This is a genomic window from Streptomyces sp. NPDC058650 (genome assembly GCF_042717315.1).
Taxonomy (GTDB): Bacteria; Actinomycetota; Actinomycetes; order Streptomycetales; family Streptomycetaceae; genus Streptomyces.
The window spans coordinates 126,981-138,300 of record NZ_JBHXRL010000007.1 but is presented as its reverse complement, the minus strand read 5'-3'; the positions used below and the strand labels follow the sequence as shown (position 1 = coordinate 138,300).

General features: G+C 72.4%; 11 protein-coding genes. 6 read left to right on the top strand and 5 right to left on the bottom strand.

Annotation, left to right across the window (positions count from 1 at the left end):
- Positions 1–148: 148 nt before the first annotated feature.
- Positions 149–952 (bottom strand): DeoR/GlpR family DNA-binding transcription regulator, encoded by an 804-nt coding sequence (locus ACFWWU_RS14810; protein WP_384144303.1) that lies wholly within the window; start codon positions 950–952, stop codon positions 149–151.
- 150 nt (positions 953–1,102) lie between these two features.
- Here ACFWWU_RS14810 and ACFWWU_RS14805 point away from each other — a divergent pair, with 150 nt between their 5' ends.
- The 3 genes from ACFWWU_RS14805 to ACFWWU_RS14795 all read left to right on the top strand — a co-directional run bounded on the left by ACFWWU_RS14805 (position 1,103) and on the right by ACFWWU_RS14795 (position 3,657).
- Positions 1,103–2,026 (top strand): SIS domain-containing protein, encoded by a 924-nt coding sequence (locus ACFWWU_RS14805; protein WP_384144301.1) that lies wholly within the window; start codon positions 1,103–1,105, stop codon positions 2,024–2,026.
- A 54-nt stretch (positions 2,027–2,080) separates the two neighbouring features.
- Positions 2,081–2,917, top strand: coding sequence for a ketose-bisphosphate aldolase (locus ACFWWU_RS14800; RefSeq protein ID WP_384144298.1), 837 nt, complete (start codon positions 2,081–2,083; stop codon positions 2,915–2,917).
- Positions 2,918–3,123: 206 nt separating this feature from the next.
- Positions 3,124–3,657, top strand: coding sequence for a GNAT family N-acetyltransferase (locus ACFWWU_RS14795; protein ID WP_384144295.1), 534 nt, complete (start codon positions 3,124–3,126; stop codon positions 3,655–3,657).
- Between the two features lie 23 nt (positions 3,658–3,680).
- Here the strand turns inward: ACFWWU_RS14795 and ACFWWU_RS14790 are convergent, their stop codons facing one another.
- Positions 3,681–4,952 (bottom strand): serine hydrolase domain-containing protein, encoded by a 1,272-nt coding sequence (locus ACFWWU_RS14790; RefSeq protein ID WP_384144292.1) that lies wholly within the window; start codon positions 4,950–4,952, stop codon positions 3,681–3,683.
- Positions 4,953–5,194: 242 nt separating this feature from the next.
- On the opposite strand from ACFWWU_RS14790, the gene ACFWWU_RS14785 reads away from it, so the two are divergent.
- From ACFWWU_RS14785 to ACFWWU_RS14775, 3 genes are all read left to right on the top strand, one after another.
- Entirely contained in the window at positions 5,195–6,151 is a 957-nt protein-coding gene (locus ACFWWU_RS14785) for a GlxA family transcriptional regulator (protein ID WP_384144289.1), read from the top strand.
- Positions 6,152–6,289: 138 nt separating this feature from the next.
- Positions 6,290–7,288 carry a type I glyceraldehyde-3-phosphate dehydrogenase gene (gene gap, locus ACFWWU_RS14780; protein WP_384144286.1) on the top strand — a complete coding sequence of 333 codons (999 nt, stop codon included), beginning with the start codon at positions 6,290–6,292 and terminating at the stop codon, positions 7,286–7,288.
- Positions 7,289–7,586: 298 nt separating this feature from the next.
- Complete coding sequence (locus tag ACFWWU_RS14775; protein WP_384144283.1) at positions 7,587–8,456, top strand: acetylxylan esterase; 870 nt, start codon at positions 7,587–7,589, stop codon at positions 8,454–8,456.
- A 49-nt stretch (positions 8,457–8,505) separates the two neighbouring features.
- Here ACFWWU_RS14775 and ACFWWU_RS14770 read toward each other — a convergent pair whose 3' ends face one another.
- The 3 genes from ACFWWU_RS14770 to ACFWWU_RS14760 are packed head-to-tail and all read right to left on the bottom strand — an operon-like array spanning position 8,506 to position 11,215.
- Positions 8,506–9,012, bottom strand: a complete 507-nt coding sequence (locus ACFWWU_RS14770; protein ID WP_384144280.1) for a hypothetical protein — start codon at positions 9,010–9,012, stop codon at positions 8,506–8,508.
- Positions 9,009–10,523, bottom strand: coding sequence for an ATP-binding protein (locus tag ACFWWU_RS14765; protein WP_384144277.1), 1,515 nt, complete (start codon positions 10,521–10,523; stop codon positions 9,009–9,011). The genes ACFWWU_RS14770 and ACFWWU_RS14765 overlap by 4 nt, the downstream gene beginning before the upstream one ends.
- Positions 10,520–11,215, bottom strand: a complete 696-nt coding sequence (locus ACFWWU_RS14760) for a response regulator transcription factor (RefSeq protein ID WP_384144274.1) — start codon at positions 11,213–11,215, stop codon at positions 10,520–10,522. Before ACFWWU_RS14760 ends, ACFWWU_RS14765 begins: the two co-directional genes overlap by 4 nt.
- Positions 11,216–11,320 lie beyond the last annotated feature (105 nt).

The window sequence follows — 11,320 nt, the reverse complement described above, 5'->3', positions numbered from 1 at the left end:
TCGGGAGCCATGATGGGGGAGGGATGCCTAAAGGTATACGGCCGTGCAGTAATTAGTGGGTTAACAGCCCCGGGCCATGGAATGCCGGTATGGAGATTGGTCCGACCTCATACCAATAAGGCTGAGGTTCTGCAGGTCCCCGCCCCGGTCAGACGGTGAGGACCTTCACTCCGGCCTCGGTGAGTTGCGCCGTGGCCTCCGCGGAGATGTCCGTGTCGGTGACCAGGAGGTCGATCCGGTCCAGACCGCAGATACGGGCGAAGGCGCGGCGGCCCATCTTGGAGGAGTCGGTCACGACGACGACCCGGCTCGACCGCTGGGCGAACAGCCGGCTGATGCTCGCCTCGTCCTCGTGGTGGGCCATCACGCCCAGCTCGGCGTCGACGCCGTCGACCCCGAGGATCACGACGTCGAGCACGACCTCGTTGAGCACGCCGACGGTCAGTGGGCCGACCAGCTCGTACGTCTGCGGGCGCGCCACCCCGCCCGTCGTGACGATCTTGATCTGTGGGCGCACCGCCAGCTCGCCGGCGATGTTGAGCGCGTTGGTGACCACGGTCAGCGCGGGCCCGGCCGTGCCCGCGCCCGGCGACTCCGCCCGGCCGCTCGCGAACCGCAGTGCGAGCGCCCGTGCCACCTCCGTCGTCGTCGTGCCGCCGTTGAGCCCGACGACCTCCCCGGGGGCCACCAGATCGGCCGCCGCCGCGGCGATCCGCTGCTTCTCGGAGGCGTGCCGCGCCGACTTGTAACGGAGCGGCAGCTCGTACGACACGCCGTGTGCGACCGCCCCGCCCCGCGTCCGTACGAGCAGCTGCTGCTCGGCGAGTTCGTCGAGGTCGCGGCGGATCGTGGCGGCGGAGACCTCCAGTGCGGTCGCCGCCTCCTCCACCTCGACTTTCCCCGAGGCCGCGAGGAGCTCCAGGAGTGCGTTCCACCGCTCGTGCTTGGACATCGGCCCATCCCCTCCCGATCGTGCGCGCGTCCGATTCTATCCGTCGGCGCGCGTCAACCCTGGCAACGCAATGCGCACATCTGCTTGAATGAGTCCACCTTCACGCATCTTCGATCAATCATCGCGCACTCTTCTTGCAAGGAGTCCTGCATGACCACCTCTCGCACCGCCGTGGAGATCACCTCCCAGCCGGCCACCTGGCGCCAGGCCGCCCGCACCCTTCCCCAGCACACCGCCGCCCTGCCCCGCCGGGGCGAGCGCGTCGCCGTGATCGGCTGCGGCACCTCCTGGTTCATGGCCCTGGCCTACGCCGAGCTGCGCGAGGCGGGCGGTCACGGCGAGACCGACGCCTTCGCGGCCTCGGAATTCCCGTACGGCCGCCGCTACGACCGCGTCGTGGCCATCACCCGCTCCGGCACCACCAGCGAGGTACTGGCCGTCCTCGCCCGCCTGCGCGGCGAGGTGCCCACGGGTGCGCTCACCGCCGACCCCACCACCCCCGTGATGGACCTCGCCGACGAGGTCGCCGTCCTGGACTTCGCGGACGAGGAGTCGGTCGTCCAGACCCGCTTCGCGACCACGGCGCTCGCCCTGTTCCGCGCGCACCTGGAGTCCGAGGACGCCCTGCCCGCCGGCGTACGGCCCCTCGCGGAGGCCGCCGAGGACGCCGAGCGTGCCGTCGCCGTCCCGCTCGACGAAGCGGTCCGCACCGCCGAGCAGTTCACCTTCCTCGGCACCGGATGGACCTACGGCCTCGCCCTGGAGGCCGGGCTGAAGATGCGGGAGGCGGCCGGGGCGTGGACGGAGTCGTACCCGGCGATGGAGTACCGGCACGGCCCGATCAGCATCACCGGCCCGGGGCGCGTCGCGTGGGGCTTCGGCACCCTCCCCGCGGGCCTCGCGGACGAGGTACGGAAGGTCGGCGGCACGGTCGTCGAGAGCGATCTCGACCCGCTCGCGGACCTCATCCGGGCCCAGCGCCTGGCGGTGGCGGTGGCCGAGGCCCAGGGCCTCAACCCCGACACCCCCCGGAACCTGACCCGTTCCGTGGTCCTGGCCGACCACCATGCCTGACCGCACCCCCACGCCCGACCGCCCCGGTCCCACCGACTCCCAGGAAGCAGGATCATGCCACTGACGCCGACCGACGAGATCGTCCGCAGGGCCCGCGCGGCCGGCTCGGGCGTGGGCGCGTTCAACGTCCTCCAGCTCGAACACGCACAGGCCATCGTCGCCGGCGCGGAGGCCGCCGACCGCCCGGTCATCCTCCAGATCAGCGAGAACACCGTCCGCTACCACGGAGCCCTGGAGCCGGTCGCCCTCGCGTCCCTCGCCGTCGCCAGGGCCGCGAAGGTGCCCGTAGCGGTCCACCTCGACCACGCCGAGAACCCCGACCTCGTACGCGAGGCCGTCGCGCTCGGCCTCGGCTCGGTGATGTTCGACGCCTCCAAGCTGCCGTACGCGGACAACGTGGCCGCGACCCGCGAGGTCGTGGAGCACTGCCATCACCACGGCGTCTGGGTGGAGGCCGAGCTGGGGGAGATCGGCGGCAAGGGCGGCGCCCACACCCCGGGCGTGCGCACCGACCCGGAAGAGGCCCTCGCCTTCGTGACCGCCACCGGCGTCGACGCGCTCGCCGTCGCGGTCGGCAGCGCCCACCAGATGCTGACCAGGGACGCGGTCCTCGACTTCGAGCTGATCGCCCGGCTGCGCGCGGCGGTCGACACGCCGCTGGTCCTGCACGGCTCCTCGGGCGTCTCGGACGCGGACCTCGCGGCGGCGATCGCGGCGGGCATGACGAAGGTGAACGTCTCCACCCATCTGAACAAGGCCTTCACGCAGGCGATCCGTACCCACCTGGCCGAGCACCCCACCGCGTTCGACCCCCGCCAATACCTGACCCCGGCCCGCACGGCGGTCGCCCAGGAGGTCTCGCACCTCCTGACGGTCCTGTCCCCGTCCTGACGGCGGAGGGCGTGAGCCCGGGTCAGGTCACCGAGCGTCCGAGGTGAGGCTGGGCGGAGTCCGGACCGTCTGATCAACGGCGGACCGGTCACGGAGAAGGAGGTCACCACGCTCGTGACGGCCGCCGTGCGCTGAACGACGAAGCCCCTGCCCGGCGCGGAGACCGCGGGGGAGGGGCTTCGGGCGGCATGCGTCAGGATGGGGGCATGACCGAGATCCGTACCCCCCGCCTCATCCTCCGACGCTGGACCGACGACGACCTCGTCCCCCTGGCCGAGATCAACGCCGACTCCGAAGTCATGCGCTGGATCGGCGACGGATCGGTGCGGGACCTGGACGAGACCGCCGGGGACATCGAGAGGTACGAGGAGGAGTGGGACGACGAGGGCTTCGGGCTCTTCGCCGTCGAGCTCATCGCCTCCGGCGAGCTGATCGGCTTCGCCGGGCTCTCCGTGCCGGAAGGGCTGCCGGAACTGCTGGCGGAGGTGGAGATCAGCTGGCGTCTCGGCAGGCCCTTCTGGGGACAGGGGTACGCCTCCGAGGCCGCCCACGCGGTCCTGGAGTTCGCGCTCCAGGACCGGGGGCTCGACCGGGTCGTCGCCCTCACCCACATCAGCAACTCGTCCGCCGAGAACATCCTGGGCAAGCTCGGCATGACCGCCGAGCGCGAGACCAACCACCCGGTCTTCGACGTGCCGCTGCGCGTCTACGCCATCGACCTCACCGAGTACCAGGCCTGATCAGGCCTGGTACCGGCTTCGGCTCAGTGGCGCTCGGGCAGGTCCCGCTCCGCCGGCAGCTGCGTCAGGTCACCGGCCGTGGGCGAGGCGGCCGCGCGCGAGGTCGGGGCCGTCGGCTTCTTGCCGCAGAACGCCGCCTCCAGCGTCCCGCCGAGCGCCGTGTTGGCCGAGCCGTGGTTCGAGGTGTTCGCCACCGCCGAGAGGCTGCGCCGACCGTCACGCGTCGAGAAGGCGTACGTGTAGAAACCCTGCACGGTCCCGGTGTGGCCGAAGATCTGCGTGCCGCACGAGAGGTTGTACCGCCGCAGCCCGAGACCGTAGAAGCGGGTGTTCGTGGTGTCCGTCGGCGTGACCGTCGTCATCGCCTCCAGCATGGCCGGCGACAGCAGCCTGCCGCGCATGAGGGCGCTGGTGAAGGTGTTCAGATCGCCGGGGCTGGAGATGACGGCCCCGGCGGACTGCGCCCAGGAGACCGTCTGCTCCGTGGAGTCCACGAGCGGGGCGCCCTCCTCGTCGGGGTGCAGGTAGCCGCGCACGTGCAGCCCCTTGATGCGGGTGTCCGGGTGGACGTACGAGGTCTTGCGCAGCTTCAGCGGCTTGAAGATGCGGCGCTCGTACGCGTCGGCGACCGGCCGGCCCGTGGCCTTCTCGATCAGCATGCCGACCACCACGAAGTTGGCGTTCGAGTACTTGTACGCCACTCCGGGCTCGGTCGTCCGGGGCAGGGCCAGGGAGAGGTCGACGAGCTCCTGGTAGGTGAACGCCTTGTTCCGCACCGCTTCGAAGCCGGGCACGGTGCTGTGGAACATCTGGTCCGTGTAGTCGGCGAGACCGCTGCGGTGGGTGAGCAGGTGCCGGACCGTGATGCGGTCGTCGGGGAGCAGACCGGGCAGGTACTCGTTGACCGGCGCGTCGAGCGTCAGCTTCCCCTCGTCCACCAGCTGGAGGAGGACGACCGTCGAGAACGTCTTGCTGACGCTGCCGATCCGGAAACGGGCCTGGACGTCCATCGCCGCGCCCGAGACACGGTCCCGCACGCCGACGGTGCGGCTCCGGACGCCGTCGGGACCGGTGTACCGGGCCATGGCGCCCGGGGCGCCGTTGGCCATGGCCGCGTTCAGCGCGGCGGTGACGCCCTCCATGTCGGGGGCCGGCGTGGGCGCGGGGGCGGTGGTGGCCACGGCGGCGGGGGCGGTGGTGGCGAAGGCGTTGGTCGCCGGGGCGACCCCCGCCGCGAGGGCGGCGATCAGGGTGGCGCTCACGGCCAGGCGGCGGCGGTGGGACGGCAGGGTCACAGTGGTTCCTCGGCTTCTTCCGGTTCATCCGGATCGTTCGGCGCGGCGCGGCAGCGGTGGGCCGCGGGGCCGGGAACGCGCGACCGTGACGGTGCGACCGTGACAGTGCGACCCCCCGTGCCCATGGATCATGAGTGACAACGCCCGGGAAAAGTTCCTGACACGGGGGGACGAGTTCCGGAAGGCGTCGTTCCGGAGTACGGGGACGCAGGCGGCCGGGGTGGCCACGTACCCTCGTTCACGTGCCCAGTTCCCGTCTGCATCGCGTCGCCGTCCTCGTCCTCGAAGGCGCGAAGCCGCTCGACGTCGGCATCCCGGCGCAGGTGTTCACGACCCGCGCGAGCATGCCGTACGAGGTACGGGTCTGCGGCGCGGCGCCCGGTCCCGTCGCGGGCGGCGACGGACTGTCGTACCACGTCGCCCATGGCCTCGACGCCCTCGCCTGGGCGGACATCGTCTTCGTCCCCGGCTACCGGTTCCCGGACCGCGAGGACCCGCCGCGGGCCGTCGTCGACGCGCTGATCGCCGCCCACGAGCGGGGCGCGCGCCTGGCCGCCATCTCGACGGGAGCGTTCGCGCTCGCCGCGACGGGCCTCCTCGACGGCAGGCGGGCGACCACGCACTGGCACTACGCACGGGCGCTCGCGGCGAAACGCCCCCTCGTCCAGGTCGACGAGAACGTCCTGTTCGTCGACGAGGGCAGCGTCCTGACATCGGCCGGCGCCGCCTCCGGCATCGACCTGTGCCTGCACATCCTGCGCGGCGACCTCGGCGTGGCCGCCTCGAACCACGCGGCCCGACGCCTCGTCGCGGCCCCGTACCGCAGCGGCGGCCAGGCGCAGTACGTACCGCGCAGCGTGCCCGAGGCCCTCGGCGAACGGTTCGCCGCCACCCGCGAGTGGGCGCTGCACCGGCTCGGCGAGCCCCTCACCCTGGAGATCCTGGCCCGGCACGCGGCGGTGTCGGCCCGGACGCTCTCCCGCCGGTTCGTCGAGGACACCGGATACACACCCATGCAATGGGTGATGCGGGCCCGGATCGACATGGCCCGCGAGCTCCTGGAGCGGTCCGGGCGGGGCGTCGAGCAGATCGCCGCCGACGTCGGCCTCGGCACCGGAGCGAATCTGCGGCTGCACTTCCAGCACATCCTCGGCACCACGCCGAGCGAGTACCGGCGGACCTTCGCGCAGGGCGAGTAGCCCGTTTCCGCCGGTCGGAGCGTGTGTGGCGGCCCGATGGCGCGATCCTTGCGGACCGTGGCGATCACGCCGCTGTCACGGGCTGATTTCGTGCGCGAGTCTGAAGCGCAACGGAACGGAACGGAAGGGACACCGCTCATGACTCGCATCGCGATCAACGGATTCGGCCGCATCGGACGGAACGTGCTGCGCGCACTCCTGGAGCGCGACAGCGACCTCGAGGTCGTCGCCGTCAACGACCTCACCGAGCCCGCCGCCCTCGCGCGGCTGCTCGCCTACGACACGACGTCCGGTCGTCTCGGCCGCCCGGTGAGCGTCGAGGGGAACACCCTCGTCGTCGACGGCCGCCGCATCACCGTCCTGGCCGAGCGCGAGCCCGCGCAGCTGCCCTGGGCCGAGCTGGGCGTCGACATCGTGCTGGAGTCGACCGGCCGCTTCACGTCGGCCAAGGCCGCCCGAGCCCACCTCGACGCCGGTGCGAAGAAGGTCCTCGTGAGCGCGCCGGCGGACGGCGCCGACGTCACGCTCGCGTACGGCGTCAACACCGACGCGTACGACCACGAGCTGCACACGATCGTCTCGAACGCCTCGTGCACGACCAACGCGCTCGCGCCGCTGGCCGCGGTCCTCGACGACCTCGCCGGCATCGAGCACGGCTTCATGACGACGGTCCACGCCTACACGCAGGAGCAGAACCTGCTGGACGGCCCCCACCGTGACGCCCGCCGCGCCCGCGCCGCCGCCGTCAACATCGTGCCGACGACGACCGGCGCCGCCAAGGCCATCGGCCACGTGCTGCCGAACCTCGACGGCAAGCTGTCGGGCGACTCGATCCGCGTACCGGTCCCCGTCGGCTCGATCGTCGAGCTCAACACGACCGTGGCCCGCGACGTGACCCTTGAGGACGTCCTGGCCGCCTACCGCACCGCGGCGGAGGGCCCGCTCGCCGGCGTGCTGGAGTACTCGGAGGACCCGCTGGTCTCCTCCGACATCACCGGCAACCCGCACTCGTCGATCTTCGACTCGGCCCTCACCCGCGTCGAAGGCCGCCACATCAAGGTCGTCGCCTGGTACGACAACGAGTGGGGCTTCTCGAACCGAGTGATCGACACGCTCGGACTCCTCGCCGGTCGCTGACCGTAAGACCCCGTCCCCGCAGGCCCGCACACCTGCGAGGCATCCCCGAGAGCGCTCCGGCCCCGGCCGTCCCCATGAGACGGCCGGCCGGAGCGCTCCGCCATGCCCCAGCCGGCCGTCGAGGCGTTCTTCGCCAAGACCGGCTGGGACCCCCGAGCGACGTGATTGGGCAGACGCCCAATCCCGCCGCGACAGCACTGGGCTCCTGCCGGGAGACAGCCGTGTCGGCGACCCCGACCATGGGCACTGGCCGCGCTTGCGAGGACGCGCAACGCGCCGTACCCGTGAAGGAGTTCCCATGTCAGGGAGATTGAGCCGGGCGCTCGGCAGCGCCCTCCTCGCCGTCGTGCTGGCGGCCGTCGCCACGCCCGGCACCGCCGGCGCCGCGGAGGCACCGACGGGCACGATCGCGTCGCTCGGCACCGACTGGGGCCGGACCGGCCCGTACGAGGTGAACGTCGACATCGGCGTCGTGCACACCTTCTACTACCCGCGGAACATGGGGCAGTCGGGAGAGCGGCATCCGGTGGTCATCTGGGGCAACGGCACCGGCGCCGTGCCGGGGATCTACAGCTCGCTGCTGCGGCACTGGGCGAGCCAGGGGTTCATCGTCGCCGCCGCCAACACCCCCACCTCCAACTTCGCGATCAGCATGCGCGCCGGGATCGACGTACTGGAGCGGCGGAACGCGGACAGCGGCAGCCCGTTCCACGGCAAGGTGGACCTGGAGCACATCGGTTCCGCCGGGCACTCGCAGGGCGGCGCGGCGGCGATCAATGCCGCGATCGACCCGCGCGTCGACACCGCCGTCCCCATCCAGCCGGGTCCCCTCGCCGGCGCGGACCTGATGGACGAACCCGTCTTCTACCTGGCCGGTCAGCGGGACCTGACGGTGTGGCCCGCCCTGGTGAAGGCGTTCTACCGGGACTCGTCCCACGTCCCCGCCGTCTACGGCGAGGTCCGCGGCGCCGGGCACCTCGCCTCCATCGGCGACGGCGGGGACTTCCGTGCCCCGACCACCGCCTGGCTGCGCTTCTGGCTGATGGGCGACGAGCAGGCCCGGGGCGTGTTCTTCGGCCCCGGCTGCGGCTACTGCGTGGACGACGACCTCTGGTCCGGCTGGGAGCGCAACACCAAGGCGCTGCAGATCCCCGGTCCGACGGCCTGACACCGCGCCGTCCGTGAGACCCGTCCCTCCCGGGGCGGGTCTCGCCGTCTCACCCGTCGAGGAACTCCGCACACCGGTACGGGCCCAGCTCCGCCCCCTCCGCCGGGCGCACACCGACCTCGACCTCGTCCGCCCTGACCTTCGGGTCGAGGACGGACTGGGCGCGCGCCAGCGTGCACACCAGCTGCCCCGTGCCCTGGTCACGCCCCGACAGCGGATACGGGCCGTCCAGGCGGATGGTGACGCGGGTGCCCGTACCGCTCACCGTGTATCCGCCGAGCTCCTGGACCAGAGACGTGAGCCCGTCGCGCTGCTCGGCGGGCCCCGGGCCTTGGGCGAGCAGTTTCACGACCGAGTTGAGGTCCTTGAGCCGCGTATCGAGCAGGGGTACTCCGCGCAGGCCGCTGTCCGACGCGTAGTACAGCCGCATCCCGCGCGTCAGCCCCGACGCGGGCTCGCCCGCGCCTATCACCCCGGTCGGCTGGACACCGCAGCCGGCGAGGGCGAGCCCCGCCGTCGCCAGCACGGTGACCGCGACGCCATGACGGACCTTCACTCCGTGTCCTCTCCGGTGACTCGCTCGTCCGTACGCCGCAGGGGCAGGCGCAGCGTGAACACCGCGCCCCCACCCGGCCCGTCGGCCGCGTCGATCGTGCCGCCGTGCAGCCGGGCGTTCTCCAGCGCGATCGCCGTGCCGAGGCCGCTGCCCTGTCCGCTGTCGTCCGCCGCGCCGCGCGTGCGGGCCGAGTCCGCCTTGTAGAACCGGTCGAAGACCCGATCCCCGGCCCCCGTCGGCAGTCCGGGACCGTGGTCGGCGACCTCCAGCGTCACCCACTCCCCGTCCTCCGCGACGGTGGTCGCGAGCGTCACGGTCACCGGCGGAGCCCCGTGCCGCAGCGCGTTCCCCACCAGGTTCGCGACGATCACGTCGACGCGGCGCCGGTCGACCCTCGCCCGTACGCCCTCGACGAGGTCCGTCCGTACCCGGTCGGTCCAGCCGCGCAACGCGAGCGACGCCCGAACGGCCTCGGCGAGATCCGTCTCGGCCGCGTTCAGCCGTACCGCCCCCGCGTCGAAACGGGAGATCTCCATCAGGTCCTCGACCAGCCGGGACAGCCGGGCCGTCTCCGCGCCGACCGTCCGGGCCGCCCGCGCCGCGTCCGGCGGCAGCTGGTCGGCATCCTCCTCAAGCACCGTCGCCACCATCGTCATCGCCGCGAGAGGCGTGCGCAGCTCGTGCGAGACGTCCGCCACGAACCGCCGCGCCTTCGCCTCCTGCTCGCGCAGCTCCGCGTCGGAGGCCTGGAGCGCGTCGGCGGTGTCGTTGAACGTCCGCGCCAGATCGGCGAGTTCGTCGTGCCCGGTGACGGCGACCCGGCTCCCCAGGTCCCCGGCCGCGAGCTCCCGCGTGGCCCGCCCCAGCTCCCGTACGGGACGAAGCACCGTCCGCGCGGCGAGCAGGGCCAGGACGGCGGCGAGGAGCACCACCGGCAGGACACCCGACCGTACGGAGTCGAGCAGAGCGGCGGTGTCGTCGCGCTCGGCCCGCAGGTCGGTGATGGCGAAGACCTCAAGGCCCGACGTACGGCGGTCCCCGTCGGCGTACGTCACGGGCATGCCGACGACCAGATACGGCTCGCCCCGCCACATCACCCGCTGGAAACGGGCCCCGGTCCCGGTGCGCACGGCGGTGCGCAGCTCGGTGGTGACACGACCCTCCGTATCGGCGAGCGAGTCGGACACGGCGACGAGGTCGTGGTAGCGGGCGACCACGACGCGGGCGCCGAGGCCGTCCGAGACCTTCGTCGCGAACCGGGAGAGCGAGCGCTGGTCGGGCGGGACGTCGAAGTCGGCGGCGACCGCCGTGACCCGCTCCCGCAGGTCGTTCACGGCGGTGTTCTGGGTGCGCTGGAGAACGGCGGTGCGCGCGTCCCGGTAGGCGAGCGCGGTCGCGGTCACGGCGCTGAGGAGCGCGACGACGACGAAGGCGACGACGAGCCGGGTACGCAGCCCGCCGACGAGCCGGCCGCGCACACCGCGGGCCGGTCGCCGGGACCGTCGGCTCACAGCGGCCCGAAGCGGTAGCCGAAGCCGCGCACGGTCTGCACGTACCGCGGTTTCGCCGGTACGTCCTCCAGCTTGGCCCGCAGCCGTCCGACTGCCGCGTCCACCAGCCGGGAATCGCCCAGGAAGGTGTGGTCCCAGACGGACGCGAGGAGCTGCTCACGGCTGAAGACCCGGCCGGGGGAGGCCGAAAGCTCCAGGAGGAGGCGCAACTCGGTGGGCGGCAGCGCGATCGGGACGCCGTGCTTGGTGACGGTCAGACCCGAGCGGTCGATGACCAGACCGGCGGGGTCGGCCTCCGCTCCCCGCACCGGAGCGGAAGGTTCCGCCCGCCGCAGCGCGGCCCGGATGCGGGCTTCCAGGACGGGCGCGGTGACCGGCTTGACCACGTAGTCGTCGGCGCCCGCCTCCAGGCCCGTCACGATGTCCCGGTCGTCACCGCGCGCGGTCAGCATGATGACCGGCAGGGTCGTGGTCCTGGCGCGGATCCGGCGGCACACCTCGAAGCCGTCCATGCCGGGCAGCATCAGGTCGAGCACGGCCAGCTCGACCTTCGCACCGCCCGGCCCTTCCAGCAGGGCCAGGGCCTGCTCGCCGGTGGCCGCCGTGTCGACGTCGTACCCGTGCCGGCGCAGCACGAGCTCCATTCCGTCCCGTACGGACGCGTCGTCCTCGATCAGCAGTACATGCGGCATGGCATCGATTATGAGCACGCCGACGAGTGATCCGGCGTCCCGGACCGGGGCGGATACGCAGGTCGGGGGCATTGTTACGTTCTCATCATGTGGTCATGGACAGGC

What these genes read in the sequence shown, in the direction of transcription:
- ACFWWU_RS14775 (WP_384144283.1), top strand. Translation starts at nt 7,587, where the DNA reads ATGTCAGGGAGATTGAGCCGGGCGCTCGGCAGCGCCCTCCTCGCCGTC.
- ACFWWU_RS14810 (WP_384144303.1), bottom strand. Translation starts at nt 952, where the DNA reads ATGTCCAAGCACGAGCGGTGGAACGCACTCCTGGAGCTCCTCGCGGCC.
- ACFWWU_RS14795 (WP_384144295.1), top strand. Translation starts at nt 3,124, where the DNA reads ATGACCGAGATCCGTACCCCCCGCCTCATCCTCCGACGCTGGACCGAC.
- ACFWWU_RS14805 (WP_384144301.1), top strand. Translation starts at nt 1,103, where the DNA reads ATGACCACCTCTCGCACCGCCGTGGAGATCACCTCCCAGCCGGCCACC.
- ACFWWU_RS14800 (WP_384144298.1), top strand. Translation starts at nt 2,081, where the DNA reads ATGCCACTGACGCCGACCGACGAGATCGTCCGCAGGGCCCGCGCGGCC.
- ACFWWU_RS14760 (WP_384144274.1), bottom strand. Translation starts at nt 11,215, where the DNA reads ATGCCGCATGTACTGCTGATCGAGGACGACGCGTCCGTACGGGACGGA.
- gap (WP_384144286.1), top strand. Translation starts at nt 6,290, where the DNA reads ATGACTCGCATCGCGATCAACGGATTCGGCCGCATCGGACGGAACGTG.